Annotated in this window: 19 protein-coding genes; 3 read left to right on the forward strand and 16 right to left on the reverse strand. The window is 43.2% G+C overall.

The features are described 5' to 3' along the window. Window positions 1-12 precede the first annotated feature (12 nt). The gene (locus MKY23_RS16825) at window positions 13-1,938 is read right to left on the reverse strand and encodes a beta-glucoside-specific PTS transporter subunit IIABC (RefSeq protein WP_339830960.1); all 1,926 of its coding nucleotides are present in this window, start codon (window positions 1,936-1,938) and stop codon (window positions 13-15) included. A 124-nt stretch (window positions 1,939-2,062) separates the two neighbouring features. Further along, window positions 2,063-2,905, reverse strand: coding sequence for a PRD domain-containing protein (locus MKY23_RS16830; RefSeq protein WP_090916914.1), 843 nt, complete (start codon window positions 2,903-2,905; stop codon window positions 2,063-2,065). A 268-nt stretch (window positions 2,906-3,173) separates the two neighbouring features. On the opposite strand from MKY23_RS16830, the gene MKY23_RS16835 reads away from it, so the two are divergent. Continuing rightward, window positions 3,174-4,190: a hypothetical protein gene (locus tag MKY23_RS16835; RefSeq protein ID WP_339830962.1), complete on the forward strand. Its 1,017-nt coding sequence runs from the start codon at window positions 3,174-3,176 to the stop codon at window positions 4,188-4,190. 58 nt (window positions 4,191-4,248) lie between these two features. Here the strand turns inward: MKY23_RS16835 and MKY23_RS16840 are convergent, their stop codons facing one another. From MKY23_RS16840 to zwf, 4 genes are all read right to left on the reverse strand, one after another. Beyond that, on the reverse strand, window positions 4,249-5,352 hold the full coding sequence (locus tag MKY23_RS16840) for a metallophosphoesterase (protein WP_339839510.1): 1,104 nt from the start codon (window positions 5,350-5,352) through the stop codon (window positions 4,249-4,251). 279 nt (window positions 5,353-5,631) lie between these two features. Further along, window positions 5,632-7,050 (reverse strand): NADP-dependent phosphogluconate dehydrogenase, encoded by a 1,419-nt coding sequence (gndA, locus tag MKY23_RS16845; RefSeq protein WP_339830964.1) that lies wholly within the window; start codon window positions 7,048-7,050, stop codon window positions 5,632-5,634. Window positions 7,051-7,118: 68 nt separating this feature from the next. Then, window positions 7,119-7,784, reverse strand: coding sequence for a fructose-6-phosphate aldolase (gene fsa / locus MKY23_RS16850; RefSeq protein ID WP_154890520.1), 666 nt, complete (start codon window positions 7,782-7,784; stop codon window positions 7,119-7,121). A 44-nt stretch (window positions 7,785-7,828) separates the two neighbouring features. Then, window positions 7,829-9,352, reverse strand: a complete 1,524-nt coding sequence (zwf, locus tag MKY23_RS16855; RefSeq protein ID WP_339830966.1) for a glucose-6-phosphate dehydrogenase — start codon at window positions 9,350-9,352, stop codon at window positions 7,829-7,831. Between the two features lie 111 nt (window positions 9,353-9,463). Between zwf and MKY23_RS16860 the strand changes: the two genes are divergently transcribed. Beyond that, on the forward strand, window positions 9,464-10,369 hold the full coding sequence (locus tag MKY23_RS16860; RefSeq protein WP_154890522.1) for a LysR family transcriptional regulator: 906 nt from the start codon (window positions 9,464-9,466) through the stop codon (window positions 10,367-10,369). Window positions 10,370-10,486: 117 nt separating this feature from the next. Here MKY23_RS16860 and MKY23_RS16865 read toward each other — a convergent pair whose 3' ends face one another. The 5 genes from MKY23_RS16865 to MKY23_RS16885 form a co-directional block, all read right to left on the reverse strand. Continuing rightward, a complete protein-coding gene (locus tag MKY23_RS16865; protein ID WP_339830969.1) occupies window positions 10,487-12,493 on the reverse strand; it encodes a chemotaxis protein CheA in 2,007 nt (668 codons plus the stop codon). A 14-nt stretch (window positions 12,494-12,507) separates the two neighbouring features. Then, window positions 12,508-12,933 (reverse strand): chemotaxis protein CheW, encoded by a 426-nt coding sequence (locus tag MKY23_RS16870; RefSeq protein ID WP_154890524.1) that lies wholly within the window; start codon window positions 12,931-12,933, stop codon window positions 12,508-12,510. 24 nt (window positions 12,934-12,957) lie between these two features. Next, window positions 12,958-14,547, reverse strand: a complete 1,590-nt coding sequence (locus MKY23_RS16875; protein WP_339830971.1) for a methyl-accepting chemotaxis protein — start codon at window positions 14,545-14,547, stop codon at window positions 12,958-12,960. A gap of 565 nt (window positions 14,548-15,112) precedes the next feature. Beyond that, window positions 15,113-15,787 carry a hypothetical protein gene (locus MKY23_RS16880; RefSeq protein WP_339830974.1) on the reverse strand — a complete coding sequence of 225 codons (675 nt, stop codon included), beginning with the start codon at window positions 15,785-15,787 and terminating at the stop codon, window positions 15,113-15,115. A gap of 171 nt (window positions 15,788-15,958) precedes the next feature. After that, entirely contained in the window at window positions 15,959-16,543 is a 585-nt protein-coding gene (locus MKY23_RS16885; protein WP_339830976.1) for a cupin domain-containing protein, read from the reverse strand. 247 nt (window positions 16,544-16,790) lie between these two features. On the opposite strand from MKY23_RS16885, the gene MKY23_RS16890 reads away from it, so the two are divergent. Then, entirely contained in the window at window positions 16,791-18,329 is a 1,539-nt protein-coding gene (locus MKY23_RS16890) for a hypothetical protein (RefSeq protein WP_339830978.1), read from the forward strand. An 83-nt stretch (window positions 18,330-18,412) separates the two neighbouring features. Here the strand turns inward: MKY23_RS16890 and MKY23_RS16895 are convergent, their stop codons facing one another. The 5 genes from MKY23_RS16895 to MKY23_RS16915 form a co-directional block, all read right to left on the reverse strand. After that, a complete protein-coding gene (locus MKY23_RS16895; RefSeq protein WP_339830980.1) occupies window positions 18,413-18,922 on the reverse strand; it encodes a hypothetical protein in 510 nt (169 codons plus the stop codon). Window positions 18,923-19,007: 85 nt separating this feature from the next. Beyond that, window positions 19,008-19,379 carry a hypothetical protein gene (locus MKY23_RS16900; RefSeq protein WP_339830982.1) on the reverse strand — a complete coding sequence of 124 codons (372 nt, stop codon included), beginning with the start codon at window positions 19,377-19,379 and terminating at the stop codon, window positions 19,008-19,010. Between the two features lie 23 nt (window positions 19,380-19,402). After that, window positions 19,403-20,146 carry a hypothetical protein gene (locus MKY23_RS16905; RefSeq protein ID WP_339830984.1) on the reverse strand — a complete coding sequence of 248 codons (744 nt, stop codon included), beginning with the start codon at window positions 20,144-20,146 and terminating at the stop codon, window positions 19,403-19,405. Then, complete coding sequence (locus tag MKY23_RS16910; protein ID WP_339830986.1) at window positions 20,146-21,453, reverse strand: SPFH domain-containing protein; 1,308 nt, start codon at window positions 21,451-21,453, stop codon at window positions 20,146-20,148. The genes MKY23_RS16905 and MKY23_RS16910 overlap by 1 nt, the downstream gene beginning before the upstream one ends. Window positions 21,454-21,726: 273 nt before the next feature. Further along, window positions 21,727-22,794, reverse strand: coding sequence for an ankyrin repeat domain-containing protein (locus tag MKY23_RS16915; protein WP_339830988.1), 1,068 nt, complete (start codon window positions 22,792-22,794; stop codon window positions 21,727-21,729). Window positions 22,795-22,918: the final 124 nt, after the last annotated feature.

Here is a 22,918-nt window from a genome sequence, read left to right on the forward strand (position 1 = left end):
ATCTCTCCTTGTTCACAGATTTGCTTTCAATACCTTCTCACCCATTTGCATATTTCCAAGTTGTATAGGCATAATCTCTTTATAATCGGCTGTATTGGTCACAACCATAGCAGTGGTTATGTCATATTCCTTCGCAATCTCATCAAGTTCAAAGGTTAGCAATAAATCACCAGCTTGTACGCGAGTCCCCGTTGCTACATGGGCTTCAAAGTATTGTCCGCGTAGTTTCACCGTGTTGATCCCAACATGAATAAGAAGCTCCATACCCTCATCACTGCGGACAACAATCGCATGTTTGGTTTTGAATACGTTCATCACCGTTCCTGTAACCGGGGACACCAGTTCACCCAAAGTAGGAACAAACGCCACACCTTTGCCCATCAATTCATCACCAAAGGTCGGATCATTCACTTCTTGCAATGGGATGGATCTGCCTGTCATCGGAGCATAAGCGATAGCATCACCCGTGGGTGCAGGGACACCAAGATCCTCTATGTTGACAGACGCGTCAACCATGTTAGCCTTATCTGTTGATGAGGTAGCGTTAGAAGCACCTGGAGCGAATTGGGCCAGCGCCTCTGCATCACTCTCTTCTTCCTTAATTCCGAACAGAATGGATACAATCGTACCTACAACAAAAGCGATAATCATACCTCCAAAGGAATACAGGAAGGTCTGTCCAACAAGGGACGGTAACCCCGGAAGTCCGCCATTCCCCGCGAGTACATAGGCTTTAGCGCCAAAAGCCAAGGCGAAACCGCCACCTACTGCACTACCGATCATCGCAGCGGCAAATGGCTTTTTATATTTCATGTTAACCCCGTACATCGCCGGTTCGGTTACACCCATCAGAGCCGTGAAACTCGTGGATAAGGCCACGGTTTTGAGTTTTTTATCTTTAGCACGGAAGAATACACCGAGTGTTGCACCAGCCTGACCCATATTGGAAATGAACGTCAGAGGTAGGAATTTGTCAAAACCAAGTGTAGCAATATTGCTGAGAATAATCGGTACTAAAGCGTAGTGCATACCGGTCATGATAATCAGTGCCATGGCACCGCCAAGTACGATACCATCGATCAAACCACCTTCGTTCAGTAGCCAGTTAATCCCACCGGACAAGCCATTACCAACAAATGTACCCAATGGACCAATCGCAATCAGTGTGACTGGAACCATCACCAGGAGCGTAATCAGTGGAACAAGCAAGAGCTTGAGTGCTGCAGGGATGATCCGATCCACCCATTTTTCAACATAAGACATCAACCATACCGCCAGCAAAATCGGAATAACCGATGAAGCATAGCTTACCGCCGTGACCGGAATGCCTAGAAATGCAACCTTTTCTCCGCTGGAGAGCAAGGCCCCCATGTCGGGATACATCAAGGCTGTACCTAGTGCAATCGCTACGAATGGATTACTGCCAAACTTGCGCGCAGCGCTGACTGCAATTAGCAGTGGCAAGTAATGGAACACACCGTCACCAATCGCGGACAGGATACGATATGTGTCTGTACCAGCGGACATCCATTCCAGTGAAATGAACAGGGCCAGTAACCCTTTTAACATCCCTGCGGCTGTTATGGCCGGTAGCATGGGAGCAAATACACCAGCAATCGTTTCGAAGATGTTCAGGATTACATTTTTACTTTTCTCCGGCTTAGCCTGCTTGTTATCTGCGTTTTGCTGAATGGACGGTTCTTCCTTCACCATCGCATCAAACACTTTGGACACATCGTTACCGATAATGACCTGGAATTGATCCCCCGAAATGTTGGTGCCCATCACTTTGTTCAGCTGTTTGAGCGCGCCGTTGTCGACTTTTTCATTACTTTTCAGATCAAAGCGCAGCCTGGTAACACAGTGATAAACCGAGTTAATATTGTCTTTTCCGCCAACGGCTTTGATAATTTGCTGTGCGGTGTCTTGATGTTTCATCTTCATTTCCTCCTTAATTTCCCCATAAAAAATACCCGAACAAAAATACGCAGATGTACCTGCATACTTTCATTCGGGTATTGCCTGATTGAACAGTAACAAGCCCATAGCGTTTAGGAAAACGTTACGTTTCCCGTTTTGTTTTCATGAGACGCTCCAGATGCAGGGTAAGGTACAGCTGCTCCGAGTGAGTCATATCGTATTGATAATTTTTATGGATAAATGTCTCAATCTTGCCGATACATTTGAAGGTCTCCGGATAGTTTTTCCGGACCACCTCATACAGATACTCCTCCGCATCATCATGAGTCGAATGTGTAATGACTCGCTGACAGAAGTATTTTAGATGTGTGATAAAACGGAAATAGTTCACGCTATCCTCATCCAGTTCGACATTAAAGTGATATTTGATAATGTTCATAATCTCCTGCAGCAACTGCATCAGATGTGTAACATCATTCATGGAGTCGTTGACTTCCGCATTGATGAAATGCAGTGCAATGTTACATATTTCATCTTTAGGGAATTCGATATCCAGTCTTTCCTTTAGCAAGGTCAACGCCTCTTTGGCCACATCGTATTCTGCCTTATAGAAATGTTGCACTTCCCACGAGAGCGGATTGCGCGTAATCATTCCCTTCTCCAACCGCTGAACAGCAAAATGAATGTGGTCAGACAAGGAGACATAAATCCCGTCACTGATCGTTTTACTCAGCTGTGTTCGCGCCAACGTTACAATGTCATCGGTTGCCTGCAGAATCTCAATTGGCACTTCAGCTACGATGGATTTGAATTTCTCATAAATCGATGTATCCTGAAGACGAAACACCTTTTCAATTCGCTCTTCGTCAATCTCATCGCCAGCTTTGAACTTAAATCCGATACCCCGGCCGAGGATCAGCAATTCCTGATTTTTATCATCCACTGTGCTGACGATATTGTTATTAAATATCTGTTTAATAATCATAATGGACCCACCTGGTTTATTTTGAGACATAAAAAAGGGCAAAACCAAAATAGAAATAATAAGATCATTTCCATTGTGGTTTTGCCCGCTTTACCGGTAACAAGCCTCGCAAGTAGTCTAGCATAAGCTGAAAACGGTGTCAACTAAGAGCATAAGGTAAAAATATAGAGTATGCAACATTTTCCTTTTCATCCACGTTAATAGTGTATCCAACTACAAATATCTAATGCAATCACAATTACATTTACGTAACAGGAGGAATAATCCCTTGAAAAAATTGATCTCGATCACCGCAACGGTCACTTCTATGTCACTATTATTATCCATAGCTCCCGCCGCTTGGGCAGAATCAAGTCCTACTTCCGTGGTTCAGGATGTTTCGAATACGCTGAATCTCGATCAAAAAGTGACTGAACAATTAACCGATGCCATCACAGCACTGGCTGGAAAACAAACGATTCAATTCACATCGGCAGACACTGCATTTGATGATTGGGTTGTAAATAGCACATTAACTGGCGCAGCCGAGGCTGATGTCACTCAAAATTATAATTCCAAAAAGGCAAAAGTTACTTCTACCTTAATCAATTATAAAGCGGATGATCTTAACAAAGTATTGGATCAAGCTTTATACAACAAAATACAATCGTTCCTGAAGTCTTTCGACAAAGACAAAAAATTTAAAGCGGATGCCTTCTGGCGAGTTAAACAAGATGTAAACGACAGCGGACTCAAAAACTACTGGGTGATCTGGGGACATGACCAAAGTTTATACGTCGATGTGGATCATAACAACCAATTGTCAGCAAGTATTCTGTATGACCTTAAGGAAGCACGAGCTACACTTACGAACAAAGCCCGAAACTCACTCAAAATGCTTGGCATCTCATCCGTTAAGGCATTTGATTATTCATTGCTTACCAAAGAAAACAAAGATACACTCTGGGTATATCAGGATGATAGTAGTATAAACTCAGTGCATATTGGAAGTAGCACCGGCAAGGTGTGGAAGGTAATCAACGAATTTGGCACGGACTGGAACAATGATGCTGATTTTAAAAAGTCTTTTGCCAAACCTAAGCTGAGTAAAAAGAAAGCCCTCTCCGCCGCAGCGCCAAAAGTAAAATCGATCTTTGGCCTTAATTCGAAAGGATACAGCGTTCGTATCCAAGATAACCAATACACCTTTACAAAAAAAGGGGCCACCACCCTCATCGGTAAAATCAACAAAAAAGGCGCTTTTTATTCGTTTGAAGCGATTCCCATAAATGGAGTACGGAACTAACTGTCCGTTTGTAGAACTAAGAAAAACAGCCCCTTCTATCACGAAGGGGCTGCTTTGTTTATTGCCTGAAGGTCACGTTGATCTGCACAATTTCGGAACGGCTACTTGTCCGGATGGGTGGCCCCCAGAAACCGTATCCCGAGGTGACAATCGAGTGCATGGACCCCTTTTGCAGATAACCCCAATCATTCTCATAGATCGCTTGTGTTATGAATTGTGCCGGTGCAATCTGTCCCCTGTGGGTATGACCCGATACGACTAAATCAACGTTGTTCTTCTCGGCGATATCCAGATCGTACGGCTGATGATCCAGCATGATTACAGGCTGATTCAGATCTGCATTTTGCATAAGCGTTGCTACGTCTGCCCGATCTTCTTCCGTTCGGTCTTTCCGTCCAATCAACGTAATTTTGTTGTCCAATACGATCTTGTCGTCATACAGCACCTGCATATTGCTTTTCTCCAACGCAGCGATTAAATCCTCTATAGGGCCGTCAAACTTGTCATGGTTCCCCAGTGAAGCATATACGCCATAAGGAGCCTTGATTTCACTGATAATGTCGGCAATACCACTCTTCTCATACATCGCCAGATTGTCATCAATCAGATCACCTGGATATAAGACGAGGTCAGGTTTGAGGGCATTAATCTCCTCTACCATTCGTTTCGCATGAGCAGGACCAGACAACAGTCCAAAATGCATATCCGCAGCCATGACAATATTCAGCTTGTCGACGCCTTCCACCTTTTTATCAATCTGAATGTTATATTGTCTGACGACTGGACTATAGGCGTTGAAAATTCCGTATCCCATTGTAGAGATAAGTAAAACCAGCGTAACTACACCCGCCCATTTATGAGCGTGATGTCTAGGAATTCGCGTCAAGCGCAGAAGCCACAACGTCAGGTGCACTACAGGTAATATGAGCAATAACAGCGAGAAAACCGCCAGCCAATAGGAACCGATGACACCGAGAAACGAAATGCTGCCAAATATGCGCGCCAAAATAAAGGAAGCCGCTAGAAAAACCAGTGCTACGATATACAACCAGCGAAATCTGGCTGCCAATACGGGTTTCATCCAACTCCAGCCGCTCCAGCCTATGTAGAAGACTAATAATCCATATACGAGCAAAAACAAAATACCTACGAGTACAAACATGCCTGGCCTGACCCCCACCTTCAAAAAGTTATATACTGCAATTTTAACGGATACAGTTCCGTCTGAACTAGTATAACGTAAATAGAGGTGCCTCAGCATCTTTTACAGACTCCAGATGGGTACATTTTATTACAATTTGGTGATATTAAATTTTGAAGAGTCTCCACCTCTGTATTATCAACCATACATATCGAAGTTGTGCCAAAACAAAAAAACACCTCTGCAACTCTCCCCTGAGTAAACTCAAAAGGATTGTTGCAGAGGTGCTTATATTTAAAATTACTCGTTGGTATCCATCCATTGGAAGTGGAATGAACCTTCTTTGTCCACACGTTGGAATGTGTGAGCGCCGAAGTAGTCACGTTGTGCTTGCAGCAAGTTTGCTGGCAAACGCTCTGTACGGTAGCTGTCGTAGTAAGACAACGCGCTGGAGAAGCCTGGTACCGGAATACCTTGTTTCACCGCAGCGGCTACCACTTCACGCCATGCATCCTGATAGGATTCCACGATGTTTTGGAAGTATGGATCAAGGAGCAAGTTTTTTAAGGCTGCATCTTTGTCGTATGCTTCCTTGATGTTTTGCAGGAACTGTGAACGGATAATGCAACCGCCGCGGAAGATCATCGCGATGTTGCCGTATTTCAGATCCCAGCCATATTCGTCGGATGCGGCACGCATCTGTGCGAAACCTTGGGCGTAGGATACGATTTTACTTGCGAACAGCGCTTTGCGCACGTTCTCGATGAATGCTTTTTTGTCGCCTGAGAACGCTTCGGCCTTAGGTCCGTTCAGGATTTTGCTTGCAGCGATACGCTCGTCTTTCATCGCCGACAAGAAACGGGAGAATACGGATTCCGTAATCATGGACAATGGTACGCCGAGGTCCAGCGCGCTCTGGCTTGTCCATTTGCCTGTTCCTTTTTGTCCAGCGGCATCCAGAATAACATCAACCATTGGATTGCCTGTTTCTGGATCGTATTTGGAGAAGATATCCGCTGTGATCTCGATTAGATAGCTATCAAGTTCACCTTGGTTCCACTCTGTGAAGATTTCATGTAATTCTTCTACGGAAACGTTCAGTACGGATTTCAGCAAGTGGTATGCTTCACCAATCAACTGCATATCACCATACTCGATGCCGTTATGCACCATTTTAACGTAGTGTCCCGCACCGTCAGGTCCGATATACGTACTGCACGCATCATCGCCAACTTTGGCAGAAATCGCCGTCAGGATTGGTTCTACAAGCTCATACGCACTTTCCTGACCACCAGGCATAATTGCAGGGCCTTTCAGTGCGCCTTCTTCACCACCGGATACACCTGCACCGATGAAGCGGAAACCTTTGGCTTCCAGCTCTTTGCTACGACGCTGTGTATCAGGGAAGTACGCATTACCGCCATCGATAATGATATCTCCTTGATCCAAATGAGGAAGCAATTGCTCAATCGTAGCATCCGTTGCTTTACCCGCTTGTACCATGATCAAAATTTTGCGTGGGGATTCCAAAGAAGCAACGAACTCTTCAATGGAAAACGTTCCGATCAGGTTTTTACCGTCTGCTTCTTTCAGAAGATCATGTGTTTTTTCCGGTGACCGGTTAAATACCGATACCGAGAAACCTTTACTCTCAATATTAAAAGCCAGGTTTTTCCCCATTACTGCAAGTCCAATGACACCGATCTGTTGTTTACTCATTATGTCCTCCCGATACTCCATGATTTATATATATATTTTTTGTTAACCCTTTTTCACTCGTATGGCTTTTATTGTACTGTTTTTTTCCAGTCTGCAGCAAATTTCTCCATGCCTTGATCTGTCAGCGGGTGTTTGGAAATTTGTTCAATCACTGAAAACGGAACTGTTGCAATGTGTGCACCAGCCATCGCCACACGTGTAACGTGATCCGGATGTCTAACGGATGCGGCAATAATCTGTGCATCGAGATTATGTGTGCGGAACAGTTCAGCTACTTTGGCTACCAGTTGTACGCCATCTTCGGAGATGTCGTCCAGACGTCCCAAGAAAGGGGATACGTAAGTTGCACCTGCACGAGCTGCAAGCAACGCCTGATTCACAGTGAAGATCAAAGTCACGTTTGTTTTTACACCTTTTTTCGTCAAGTAACGGCAAGCTTCCAGACCCGCAAGCGTCATTGGCAATTTAATCGTGATGTTTTTGTCGTTGTTGTTGATTTTGATCAATTCATTCGCTTGAGCAATCATTTCTTCAGCAGTCAGCGCATCTGGCGTTACTTCAGCGGAAACAGACTCCACTTCAGGCACAAGCTTCAGAATTTCTTCGATGCGGTCTTCGAATTTCACGCCTTCTTTGGCTACCAAGGAAGGGTTAGTTGTTACACCAGACAACACACCGATTTTGTATGCTTTTTGAATGTCTTCCACGTTAGCTGTATCGATAAAAAATTTCATGATTAAATAACCTCCTATTAGTTTGATTTTTTAGTTGTTTTGAATTAGATGTTACTGTTAACTGCCATGGGTACATCGCTGTCTTGCTCAGAAATCAGTTCACTTGGTTCATCAAACCACCAGTGGTGACCTTCCGCCTCAAGCATGGCATCCGACTCGGCTGGTCCATAACTTCCTGCTGCATATAAATGAAGTGGCAGCAGATTTTCATTGAAGGCATCCAGAATCGGTTGCACCCAAGCCCATGATAACTCAACTTCATCCCAATGTGCAAAGAAGGTCGGATCGCCATGCAACGCATCGCGAATCAAGTTCTCATAAGCTTCTGCCAGCTCTCCCTGATTAGGAGCAAGATCAATATGAACGGGCTTGAATTCCCCTTTATTTTCAGGATCACTTGCGTTAAGTTGCAGTGTCATGCTTTGATCCGGGCTCATTTCGATCACCAGCAGGTTCGGTTTCGAACCGTTGTTCTTGATCAGGTGACCTTGGCCTGAAGGTTCTTTGAACTCAATCACGATCCGTGTTGATTTCTCCTTCATTCTTTTACCCGTACGGATGTAAAACGGAACACCTCTCCAGAAGAAATCATCTATTTGCAGCTTCGCGGCAATAAATGTGTCATTCATTGTGTTCTCGGCAACACCTGGTTCATCTGCATAAGCATGTACCGGTTTTCCTTGAATGCTGCCTGCAACGTACTGTCCACGAATGATGCTTGCACCGACTGTTTGTTTCTGCAGTGGCTGAATGGACTCCATAATGTGTTTTTTCTTCTGGCCCACATTTTCGGAAGTGCTGTTATATGGAAGCTGAATCGCCATCATCATAAGCAATTGCAACATATGATTCTGGAACATGTCACGCACAGCACCTACATGATCATAATAGGATGCACGTTCTTCAACACCTACAGTCTCATTTGCGGTAATTTGTACGTTAGAGATGTAACGGTTGTTCCAGAGAGCCTTCATAATCGGGTTACTCTGATGAAGTGTCTCCAGCTTCTGAACCATCGGTTTACCTAAGTAATGGTCAATCCGATAAATCTCTTCCTCTGTGAAGGATTCACTCAGCTTGCGGTTAAGGTCACGTGCTGACTGCAAATCATGTCCAAATGGCTTCTCAATGACGAGGCGTTTCCACCCTTGTGTGGAACCAAGCCCGCTTGCCTGAATATTTTCAGCGATCGGTTCGAAGAATTCCGGACCAACCGAGAGATAAAACAAGCGATTGGATGGGATGCCCAGTTCAGCTTCTCTTTGCTCAACCAATTGAAGCAACTTTATATAATCTTCCTTATGTGTGATATTCAATACACTGTAGCGAAAAGCTTTTACAAATGATTTTACGGATTCATGATCTCCTTGACGTCTGGAGAACTCATGCAAAGATTTTTCCACTTGAGCTTGGAAAAATTCATCCGACCATTCTCTGCGGCCCATGCCGATCAGGGAGAAGGTTTCGGGAAGCTTTTTCTCGAGGTACAGATTATATAGGGCAGGATATATTTTTCTTTTGGCTAAATCTCCAGTAGCACCAAATAAAACAATTGTTGTTGGTTCCATCTTCCGTGCTCCTTCCAAGTAACTCTGGTTTCTTTGTTGTAGTTACACTATAATACGTTTTATAGCTATACAAGTAATTAATATATTTCACAGGAGCTATAGACCATATCTATGACAACAAATTATGAATTATATAAAGTCTTTTACTGGGCTGCCAAAACAGGCAGTCTGACCCAAGCCGCCAAAGCCCTTTACATCACACAACCCAGCGTCAGTCACGCGATCAAACAGTTGGAAGACAGCTTCGGACTCACTCTTTTCTATCGAAATTCCAAGGGGGTTGCGTTAACTCAGGAGGGTGCCAGCCTGTACTCCTATATTGAACAATCCCAGATTCTCATCTCCCTTGCAGAAGAAAAAATGGCTGCGCTAAAAAATCTGGATAACGGGGAACTTCGGATTGGCGGCAGTGACTCCCTCTTCAAACATTACATGTTATCGTATCTGGAGGAGTTTCACATTCAGTACCCTAACATCAAGCTGCATCTAAGCCATGGAACTACGCCGGAAGTCATTACGTTTCTGAAAGAAGGTAAAATCGATCTTGGCGTTGTGCGTATGCCCATCGTTGACCCACAGCTGGAAGTACGCGAGAGCATCCAACTTAAGGATTGTTTTGTTGCTGGTGAACGATATGCCCAGTTGAAGGGAAAAGTGTTGACCCTTGAACAACTGCTTGAACATGAGCTTATTCTGTTTTCCCGGAACAGCCGGGTTCGGATGGCCATCACAGAACTCTTCAATCATTATAATTATACGTTAAAACCAGAAATAGAGGTCGGCAGCGTTGACCTCCTGATTGAATTTGCTCGCCGCGGCTTGGGAATCTCTTATGTCACACGAGAATTTATCTCCAAAGAGCTGGAAGAAGGCTCTCTCTTTGAGATTCAGCTCGACGTTCCTCTTCCTCCTTCTCATGTAGGGATCATGACAAAACGCAATATGCCGATCTCTTCGGCTGCGAATCACTTTATGGACTTAATTTTCAAAGCACAGGCGGACACCTCGAGAACATGATCCGTTGAGAACAAGATAAAGAGCCTCAAGGCCCTGCATGCAGGATCTTGAGGCTCTTTATCTTCTTTATTTTAAATAAATTATAGTGATTACTGAATGAAGTGAGTTCTTTAACTTTTAATGGCTGACTAGATAAGAAGCGTCCAGAATGAGAGCCACTTTACCGTTCCCCAGAATGGTTGCACCAGATAGATGATTCATTGCTCCGAGGTATGTTCCAAGCGACTTAATTACCACTTCCTGATTTCCGATGATCTCATCCACTGCATAAGCCGCAATTTTATCGACAGAACGCACAATGACGAGTGGAATCGTCTTGGACTTACGGTCGGTGCGCGGGTACTGCAACTTGTCACACAGTCGGTAGAAAGGCACGATACGTCCATGATTCAAAATGGATTGTTGGCCCTGAATCATCTGAATCTCTTCCGGTTTAATGCGCACGATCTCCGCTACGTTGTACATCGGCAAAATCAATACCCTACCAGAAACATTCACCAGAAGCCCTTTGATAATGGCTAAGGTGAGCGGTAACCTAATCGTAAATGTCGTTCCGATACCAACCTCTGTATCAATATCTATGATGCCATTCAACCTTCCGATCTGGCTTCTTACGATGTCCATGCCAACACCTCGGCCAGATACATCGCTAACGGTTGAAGCCGTAGAGAACCCTGGTTCAAAAATCAGATGAACGGCTTCCTGTGCATTCAAACGAGCCGCTTGCTCTTCGGTGATCAGGCCTTTCTTCAGTGCAGAAACTTTAATCTGCTCTCCATCAATACCCTTACCATCATCCGAAAAACGAATAACGACATGATTTTCCTCGTGGTATGAGGTCAGTTTGATTCGTCCTTTGGCAGGCTTGTTCTGTTGGGCCCGAACCTCAGCACTCTCAATGCCATGATCTGCACTGTTCCGAATTAGATGGATTAACGGATCACTGAGTTCTTCGATAATCATGCGATCCAGCTCAGTCTCTCCGCCTTTAATGACCAGCTCAATATCTTTGCCCAGCTTCTGCGACAAATCCCGAACCAGCCTCGGGAACCGGTTCAACAATTGATCAATAGGCAACATCCGCGTCTTCATAACTCCGTCCTGCAGTTCCTTAATGACTCTCCCCATATGGTCGGACACTCCGCCAATACTTTGAATCACTGGGGAGGGCTCCTTACGGGCACCAGTACGGCTCAAATCAGCAAGAGAGGTCTGATCAATAAGCAACTCACCCACGAGGTTCATCAAATGATCCAGTCGCTCCACACTTACGCGAACCGTAGGCTGGGTTGACTTCATCTTATCTTCCTGAAGAGGCACTGACGTGTCGCTTTTTTCTTTGCCAACTGTCATTTCAGTCTCTATTAATTCAGATGTTACAGCAACCTCTTCTGTCGCCAAAATATATGGACCGACATCCACGCTCCGAATATCCGAATCTCCGGATAACGCACTCTCAATCTGAGCTTGATCCAGAGAAGATGCTGTAACGATCACAAACTCGTTATAGTGCGCCTCTCCCAGTTCCTCATCAAGACCCTGCTTTTCAATGGATGTGGCTAGTACACTGCCACATACATCTTCAACCCGTTTGCACAAAATATGATATCTAGCTGCTTTCATCAAACAATCTGAGCTTAATACAATGCGAATGGAAAAAATCTGCTGACCTGGTTCAAGTACTTCATCGAACAGATTCGACTCCACAGACTGTAGAACGGGTGACTTGGTCTGCTGAGCCAAGGCCGGTTGATGAATCATGTCTTGTATTTCTTTAACCACTGCACGGAAATCAGTAAAACTTTCGCCTTGCACGTATTGATCCCTAAGCACTCTCATGGCATCCAACGAACGAAAAAGGGTGTCAACGAGTTGTGCGGTAATTTCCGGTTTCTTGGATCGCACCCATTCCAATGCATACTCCACTTCATGTGTCAGATCACTTAATTCACGAAAATCCATAGTCGAAGCCGAGCCCTTAATCGTATGAGCCGCCCGAAATAAGGTCTGCACAAGTTCCACAGAAGGTGAAAGCTCAAGTGCAAGCAAGGACTGATCCATCCGTTCCAACTGATCATTCAGTTCTTCGATAAATATGTCGCGATAGGCGGACAAATCCATCATTGGTGCATTCCCTCCTAACCGCCCAATATTTCATCCAGTTTCAATATACCAACCAGACTGTCTCCCTGTTGGCCCACACCCTGAAAAAATATCTCAAGGTTGCGTCCATGACCTCCAGTAGGCGGATGTATTTCCGAATAAGTTGTGACTTTGCTGACTCGATCTACAATCAAACCGATATACTCATCTTGATAACGTACCACAATGATTCGGGTCGCCCGGGTTGCCGATTCGTCTGGCATGCCAAGCAAATTACGCAGGCTCATGACGCAGACAACTTTACCACGTAGGTTCATGACTCCTTTGATTTCGGTACGACTAAACGGAATATCGGTAATACTTTGCATTTTTATAATTTCATGAATTTCTTCGATTCGAATGGCACAGGTCTCTGCGCCGACAGACAGTTCGATATATTGTTCTTTCTGAAGTGAAGACATCGTTTCACCCTCAATTCGTTATTATTACTGGGTTTTGAAAGCAGACGCAGATACAGACAATTCTTCTGCAAGATGTGCGAGCGATTGACAAGTTGCCGCCGTTTCTTCGGATGCCGCCGCAGATTCCTCACTGGATGCAGAAATCGACTCTACTGAGCTCATCACCTCCGCAGCTTGTGCCGCCTCTTCCTCACACGCAGCCGCGATTTCATTGACTTTCTGAGAAGAATTATTCACCATCTCAATGATCTGATCAAAGGCTTGTCCTGTTTTGGATGATTGCTCTACACTATCCGAAACGGCTTGCACGCTTTGTCTTGTATTCTCCTGCATCACTTTGATAATTGTTGTAATTTCTTTGGTCGCTTCACCACTACGTTCAGCAAGCTTGCGAACTTCATCAGCTACGACTGCAAATCCTCTTCCTTGCTCTCCTGCACGGGCTGCTTCAATCGCCGCATTTAATGCAAGTAAGTTTGTCTGTTCAGCAATATCGTCAATAACTTCGATGATGTCACCAATTTTGCGTGAATCTTCTTCAAGCTTCGCCATTTTCATATTCACGGCTTGCATACCTTCCAGGGAAGTCTGGACAACATGACCGCCTTCACGTGCCGTTTTCACCGTATCATTAGACAACTCAGCGGCTTCTTCAGCACTTGCAGCTACAGAGTTAATAGCCAGAGACAATTCCTTAAACAATTCGGAGATGTTTGCTGCTTCACTCGATTGACTTGTACTTGTACTAGCAATTTCCTGTGTACTTGCCGAGATTTGTTCAGATGATGCTGCAACACTCTGTGAATTCATGACAATGTTATTAATTAATTCTCGCAGATTGTCTACCATGCGATTAAGCGCAAAGGCCAGTTGCCCAACCTCGTCTTTTGAGGAGATATCAGACTTGAGGGTAAGGTTTCCGTTAGAAACTTCTGTAGCTAGACCAAGCATAGCCATTAGAGGTCTGGAGATGGAACGGGAGATCACAAATCCAATGATAATACTAAAAATAATCGAACCAATGACCAAAACAACGGTAACTGTGAATGCACTTGTGTACGCTGCTTCCGACTTTGAATTGTTCTGTTCCGCCAGTTTCACATTCAATTCCACCATTTCACCCATCGTAGCGAGGGCTTCATCACCAGGAGGTTTGAGTGTATCTTTCAAGAAAACGATAAATCCTTGATCGTCATCACTTTTTGCCAGCTCTATACCTTGCTCAAAGATTCGCATGTAATTTGAGTACTGTGTATCGAATTTGCTAAGGAGCTCAGTTTCTTCGGGGGTCGTTGCCAGAGGACGATAGCCTTCAATTTGACTCTCGATGTTACCTTTAATGGTATTAATATTATCGACAATGCGAGTTTGCTCTGTGGCATTTTTCTCAAAGTTGAGATCACGAATGTTAACCCGCATCCTCTGGTAATTCATTTGTGCTCCGCTCAATTCTTTTACTGAAATCAGATTGCTGTTATACATTTCTTTCATGTGCTCATTGGTACTTCTAAGTGTCGTGATTGAATACACTCCCAGAATCGCAAGAATCAGAGATACTACCAAAAATGCTGAGATAATCTTTGTTGCTGTTTTCAAGTTGCCAAACCACTTCATTTTATCTCCCCCTAAGTTTCTTCGTGTCTAGTTATGTAAATAAAGTTTGCTAATCCATTCTATGGATCGCTCTCCAGACAACATACGATGTATTTCGACAGAAATATTAGAAAACTGAATAGATAAATTTTATTTTTGCAAACTTTCATTTTTATGTAAAATTTTTATGATAAATAAGACTCTTGTTTTTATCATATTAAATACTATTAATCTAAATTTAATAGAATAAACATTCATATTAACGAAATTTATATATACATTTTTGTACATATCTCTTTTTTTGATGATGTGCGCTCAATGTTATCTTTTTTACTTGGACCTATATGTTAGTTCATAGTTCTTTGGACTAATTCATATGATAACTAATCGAGATAGTTCTACTCACCTGTTCAAAACATCTAATAAATACGACTTAAGACTAATAATAAAATTAAAATACATGATTCAATTGAACTAAAAAAACAATCAAATTCACTATGCAGGAGTTTGATTGTTTTCTAGATTCATATGCAATTTTTTAGCAATTTCTGAACAATAAACTCAAATCCATCCACTATCATTCATATTAATAAATCTGCTCTAGCTCTGCTAGACAATTTTTAATTCGCTGTGGAATAAGTTCAAACAGCTTGTCCCATGTCATAAACATCTCCGGTTTCAACAAGTACTCTTCAAACTGCATCGAGGGTACAAATGCTTTGGTTTGCAGATATTTTTTGACACGCGCATCGATCTGTTCACTGGTTTGAAAAAACGGTTCAAACATTTCATTTACAAGCAAGCCATCACATCCCGCCTCAGCGCCTGCTACACTATACAGATTAGGCAACAACTCAAATACAACCGGCAATGGTGAAAAGGCGTGTTTCCCCGGCTGGGAGTACAGGCACACATGATGACCAACCAGATTAACTCTATCTTTTAACAGCCCTCTTAATACTCTCCCATGAAAGCTGGCTTCGCAATCCACGACTTCTCCATCATGTCCCACATACACCCATACATGCTCCAGCTCATAGAGATGTCCGATCTCGTAATCCCACCATATCGCATATTCGATAACATACTTTACTGCTTCAGAAGGAAACTGTAGCTCTCTACGAAAAGAAGGAGACGGCCCAGAATGCTCAAGCACGGACACGCCAACGAAATCCGGATAAAAAGGCTCATTCTGATCAAACATGATTACTGGTGCATAACTTAATGCTGTTTCCAGCCATTCATTTTTAGCAATAGTCATAGAAGAATCCTCCATTTTCATTGTTGTTACTCCTATAGTAACAGAGAGAGGGTGAATGGCGTCAACTTATGCAAATATAAAAACCTGCAACCGAATCCACGCAGCTGCAGGTTAAGGAAGGATATTCAATTAAGACAGGTTAATCAGCCCGGATGATTTCGGTTATTAACGTTATTCCCTTGTCGCCTTAGAAGCCTTGGAAGCTTGAACGGAGGTATCCGAAACGTCTGTTCCACAACCAATATTAGGGCCAAGAATGGCATCATTCTGGATGGACGCAACCGCTTTGGCATAAGCTTCTTCATCCAGACAATATGCGCGGTGAGCGACCTCCGGCGGTGTAGCCGCAAGAAAATCTGCCCCAAATACAATATCCGGTGTCGGTTGATCAAATATGGTCAGCACATATACGCCATCGGTCTCCGCAACAAACCAATGAAACCAGCCTTTTGGGAAAACAACCACTTGCCCCCGCTTCAAACGATACGTTATTCGTTCGCGTGTGAACGGATTGAACACGGAAGCTGTAATCTCACCGCTGATTACCACAACCATCTCGGTTACATTGGGGTGCCAGTGGGGTTGCACAATAATCCCTTTACTCAGACAAACATTAAAAAAACCATTCTCAATCGTTGGCAACTGCTCTCCAAATAACTGAGTGACGTAGTTGCTTGAATCTCTCCGGTAATTCACCACAGCATTGGAATCCGCAGCAAGCGGAACATTGGGGGATTTCAAGATCGGATTGATCATCGGTTATATTCTCCTCCTTGGGCAAACATCTCGTTGTTGTACTGTATGCTGGGACATCATGAGATAATACTGCATTCAAGCTCTGGCGTATAACTGAGTCAAACTGTGCGTGCTGCGGATAAGAAGAACGTGGGCTGTGCTTGCCTTGAATTGGAAGTTTATGAGACTTAGATGATATAATTCGGATAACGAATTTGGGCTTCATTTTCTTTCCAAGGTACTCTTAATATGTTGAGAGGAGTTTATTATGTTTCCATCTATCGGGGATATATACTGCAGCTTTAATGAGCAAATGCAACAATATACGGCCTGTCAGATCACTGCTTTGAAAGAAACAAAAGATAAAAAACCACGTCAACTAGCCGCGATTCTGGAATTGAACTGGTCTGGAGATCAGCTTCCAACGGAATCCGAGCTTGACGTGATGAAACCGCTGATCTGTAATTTCTTTTTTTGGAATGGTACCTTAGAGCATAACTATGTAAAAGCGGATGTTCCTGTATCCTATATTTTAGTCGGCAACCGCCCTCCCCTAATATCAGAAGAATCACGAGGTTACAGTTCGGGTTGGCCGGCCGGAGAAAGCTTGTATCGTCAGCGGCAATGGGAACTCATCGATGAAAGCCGAAGAACTCTTTTTAAGCAGGCAGCTCATGACCACAGTGACATCACCGCCCGCGGGATTAAGATGCGACGTAACACTAGCACGATTCGTAACTTCATTCCAACTTCGGCAGACGATGTGGCTGAACTTGAAGCACTTCCGTGTCTGACTCATATCGAGATGAATGGATACCACGAGGCTATCATCCCTTTTCTGAAAGAGAATCCCTTCGTTTATGAACTTCATGTACAGAACCACGGGCAACGTATACTGAATTTCAGTCAAACGCAGTTGACCCGGCTTGTTGTGGATGCTAGCGGAATGGAGAAGATTATACTCAATAACAAGATGGATTTCCTAAGTTTCACCGGCGAGATCAGTCCAGGTCTTCTTATTGATACGACTGCAAATGGACAGCGGCTGACCTTGAGTATAGCGGAAACTTTGCCAGAAATTCGCGGTCTTTCTCGTCTCAGTAGCCTTCAATTGTATAAAATCAAGGAGCTTGATATTGAATCTGTCGTTCAAGCATATCCTGAACTTTCCGAATTACGTTTGTGGGGTAAACCCGGCACAGTATCCGGTATTCATTCCATTCAACATCTAAAGTCCTTGCAAATGTTCAGCACGAATGATCTATTTGGTTTTGATGGAGATCAATTTCCAAGTCCCCAGCAACTTCCTGAATTACATACGCTTTGGATGAGCAGTCTCCCGGCAGAAGCAGCCAAGTCGATCAAAACCAGATATAAAAAAGTTGCCGAAACCCGAATCGATCTCGATATCACTCAGCCTCGTAAACCGGAATGGCTCGCTGAAAATCTGAACAATCCATTTCGGGATTGGGACGGACGGGAACAGATCAAGGCAGTACATGCCAAAAAAGCCGCGCAGTTGTATAAACAATCTTTGAAGCGGATTCGTGAATTGAGCCAGAGAAATGATTATGAAGACACACTCTCCGATCAACTCATTTCGTTTACTCAGGAGTATACACAGACGTTTAATCAAATGAATGCCAAATCGGAATGGATTGAGACGGTTGAGCGTGAAGAGATTGCTGCGGCACTTGCGGACTTGATTGATCAACTAGAGGATCAGTTAAAAACAAACCAGCTAGGTTCCTTCAAGATTAATCGGGAGCAGTTATACGAAGTCTTTGATCGGACTAGAGACTTTTAGAGCAGAGTATAAAAAGAAAGCCACAGCCTATCCCCTATTCAAAGGGACAAAGCTGTGGTTCTCTTTATATTTATTCTACTGATTTATGAAGCCTCAACCGTTGTTCCGCAGTACTCACAATCCGTGAACTGTTTTCGATACACCTTTACCTTCGCCCCACACCCCGAGCAGGTCACTGAAACTTGTCTTGGTGCTTCTTCAACTTTCTCTTCAACCTTTTCTTCTTTGTCTTTAGCATACTTGTCGCTGTTTATATTTATCTCTGTGTAGCTAAGTGACTGGTTATTTGTATAAATCACCGTATTGCTATTGTAACTTGAGTACCCATTTCCAACTTCTTGGGGCCGATAAGTATTTTCTAGTACCGGATCTGAATCACTCCCATAATCCCCGCCATAAAATTGTTTTTGAGGAACCTTTTTTCTTTGGAGTAATTTAATCGCTGAAAATATAAAAATAAATTCTAATACAAGGAGACACATAAAGATAAAAGGCTCACTCTTGATTTGTTTGTGATTACCTGCATTAAAAAAGGCAATAGGCATACCAATTGCATAGATCAAAAATATCAATCCAAAAATCGCTCTGATCATGATAATTCCTCCAAAGAACACTCTGTAAGCACTCAAATAATCTATTACAAGTCTTCATTCTCAAGCTTCAAGCAAGTCAGTGAAACTACGAAGTTCTTACCGTTGTCCCACAATACTCACAATTTGCCGACAAATTAGGATATACCTCTACCTTAGCTCCACATCCAGAGCAATTTACCGAAACCGGCTCTTTTTGCTGGGTATGGTTTTTATCAAGGTACACATCCTTATAATGTTCTTTAACACTAGTCGGATATTGATCATTACGAGCCGATTTAGAACGAGACTTAGGTCGACCACACATTTTTATTCCCGTAACCAATACAATAACACCAGGAATAAAAAGTACGATTAAACTAAAAACGGCTAGACCCGCTTCATCCGCCATCATCATTAATGAGAATAGAATGGTTATAAACGAGATGATGATTAAAATAATTCCAAAAAACCTCTTCACTTGCTTCTCCCCCTAAAACATGGTTAAGATTTGAGCGAAAGAATCTGTTGATTTCTTTCTTTTAGACGAGACATCAATCGGGATAATTGCATAGCCACACGTTCACTATTTACTACTTCTCCTGCCTCATACTGAATAGACAGTTCTTCTTTCAACAATCCAATATCTATAAGAATCTGACGATCATGATACTGCACGGCAGCTGGAGCGATTGGATCGCTATATTTAACCAGCTCAATGATGGCTTCTACTGACTTCCTGTCCTTTTCCACATTCAACATTGGATGTTTATCCATCATATTAAGCAACTGATACATGGCGTTCTCAATTGATTTCCAGTCGTTAATATTCAATTGTTGATTGGCTTCATGCTCACTTCCTGATCGAATATAGATCATTAAAATAGCGCACAAAATGAAAGCAAGAGCCGCAGTGATTACATGTAACAAAACAAACCAACGCAGCGCATGATCTGCGAAACCTACGAATAACGCATAAAAAATGACACACCCCAGATAAATGATTAATACAATGCCTATAGCTGTGTAACCTGGGACAAAACGTTTAAAGCGATCCATATTTTGCATCACATGACGCGCATAAATCCACAAAGTCGTCATCGCAACGTACGATGCGGCAAGATTAATCCAGAATGGAAATGATAGAATATCGTTGCTAAACATCGTAAATGAGATGATCGAACTTAAAATTAAACAGACAAGATAGATTACATCTAGAATAAAAACGTTGCTCCGTTTCACCATCACTAAGCCTGCCCCCCTTCTTGCAGATTGTTTCCGCAATCGAGACAGAATTTCTGACCAGGTTGTACTTCATGTTGACATTGACTACACTTCAACGTTAAACCTGTACCACAGTTTCCACAAAATTTAGTGTGAGGCCCATTCATATGGTTGCAATTTGGACATGGCCTTGGCATCGGTTCGTGACACTTCACGCATTCAGACGCATTCTCCTCATTATCAGCCCCACATGAAGGACAAGCATAATATTTGTCACCGCAGTTCGGACAAAATTTGGTGCCTTTCTCCATCGTGTGACCACAATTATTACAGTCCGTCGTTGCAGATTTTCCAGCTAATGATTTTCCGCATTTACTGCAAAAAGAGCTCTGTTCCTGATTCGGATGTTGACAATGCCCGCACAAGCGTACGGCAGGCGTTTCTGTTGTTGTAGACATTACTTTGGACATTTCAGACATTCCGCTACTAAACGAACCTCCCAAACCTACGCCCATGCCCATACCAAGACCTGCGCCCATAATATCAGACTGCATGCTTCCTTCATTCTTGGCTGCACCTTCAAGCGTGTCGAATGAGCGTTCCTGCTGATAGGTGTATCCAATGATATCCATTTCCGCTTTGCGCGCGAGTGCTTCCCGTAATCGAATGACCGATGGGTCTTCTTCGGGCAAATTGACATTATGAATGTATAGATTGATAAGTTCGATTCCAAACTCGTCAAATGTAGAAGCGATGTTGTCCGCAAAGTGTCGTGATATTTCAGCGATATAGGCATTAATTTCTAACACACTTACTTTTCTATGTATTAAATAGGAAGATAGCATCGAATTGATATTCATCGTAATTAATCCACGGAAGTAGTTCACCATATTGAGCTGATTAAACTCTGGCAGTGTTCCTACAAGTTTGACTAAAAATTTTCGTGAATCTGAGATTTTCATGCCCATTTGTCCAAAAGCTCTAACAGGCACAATAATATTATATTTCGGGTCCTGAACCTGAATCGGATTCGCAGTTCCCCACTTGACGTCCATAGCACTTACTTGATTCACATACCAGACTTCTGCAGCAAAAGGGGACTTCCCTCCAAATGGAAGGTTAATAAGTCGGTTTAGTATCGGGATGTTCGCTGTACTTAAGGTGTGCCTGCCTGGACCGAACAGATCAAGGGCCTTTCCATCCTTAAAGAGTATAGCCTGTTGAGATTGATTTACAATTAACTGAGTCCAAGTTCCCAATTCAGTCTCCGGATGTTTCCAGGCAAACACGTCGGGCGAACCGTCATACTTGATTACATCAATAATAGCCATATTCTATTCCTCACTTTAGCTTAAAATACTAGATTTCAACATCTATGATCCCAACCAACACAATCATAAGATATATTAATATTCGTCAATTATCGTCTTTTTTCATGTTTAGGCATTGCTATTTTACCATTTCTAACCTTCTTACGCACTAGTATAGTTCATATTTCATGAGATATTTTTCCTATTTAGGCACCACTTTGAGAAAACTCAAAAACCTCTTGCAATCGCAACCGCGTTATGCAAGAGGTTTCACAAATCAAGACACCACTGTTTCTAATTCAAAAGCCGTTCAATGTAAACCTCTGGTTCTTCCAAAAATTGTTTAAATGTGCATAATGTGCCCTGCTCCTGATGTTCAATATCGGCATAACCTATCATCTTTTTGCTTGGATTCCAGACGATGAGCATATGAGAGTACTGATCCAGATCAGAGGATAAACGCAATAGCTTCTGCCTGCCCATCTTCATCTCCACCGTATCTGTCAACGAAAAGAATTCAATATAACCAACGCCAGCGGGACAGCTTGGCAGGTCTATTCGGCGTGAACCTTCGGTCATAAAACGGATTAACGTTTCGGGGAGCTTGTATGATTGTAGTGCATGCAGTTTATTGCTCAGATTATGGAACTCCTCAGGCTCGTGTGATTTCAAGTATTCAGCCATTTCATTATTTTTCTGACTGACCGCAATCGTGTAGGCCCGCTCCCCGTCCTTCTCCTGCAACGTCACATCCGCACCTTGTTCCACCAAATATTTGACCATTCGTATACTGTTCTGCCGTGCAGCTACGGTGAGCGGTGTCGCTTTGTACGGATAAACCATATCCGGCTCGTTGTAGTTGATGTCCACACCCTCATTCAGCAGGTATTGAACCGTTTTCATATCATGATCCGATACTGCTTTTCGTAACGTTTTGCCGCCATATTTGCGGATGTCCAACCCAAGGTCGTTCAACACCGAAATATTCTTTTTGTTCCCGTAGTATGCCTCGTCGTATGCACTTGATTTTAACCGGCTTAGTCCGTTCAATTTGGCTCCTTGCTCAACTAAATAACGAATCACATCTGCTCCACCGTAGCGCGCCGCATATAAAATGGCTGGATGGTCTTTAGCATTGATCTCGGCCCCTCGCTCCACAAGAAGTCTGATCACCTTAGACTGATTACAGATCAATGCCAGGTCAAGCGGACGAAGCGTAATGTTCGAGCTTAATGCTATTTTTTCTTCCAAGTCCATTCCTTGCTGTATATATGCTTCAACACGGGCAACATCTCCTTGGTAGATTGCGAGGGCTGGATCAGGCAACGCTTTGAACGTGCCTTGATTACCGATTTTGTACATAAGTTTGGCCTCCTCTGCAATGAAATAATGAAATTGATGTTTGTTGAGCTACCCAAATGAATATGCTAACATAGTGGGCAACCCTTTGGAATCTACATACTAAATACATAACGAACACAGAAAG

The sequence above is a fragment of the Paenibacillus sp. FSL R7-0272 genome (assembly GCF_037969905.1).
GTDB classification, from domain to species: Bacteria; Bacillota; Bacilli; order Paenibacillales; family Paenibacillaceae; genus Paenibacillus; species Paenibacillus polysaccharolyticus.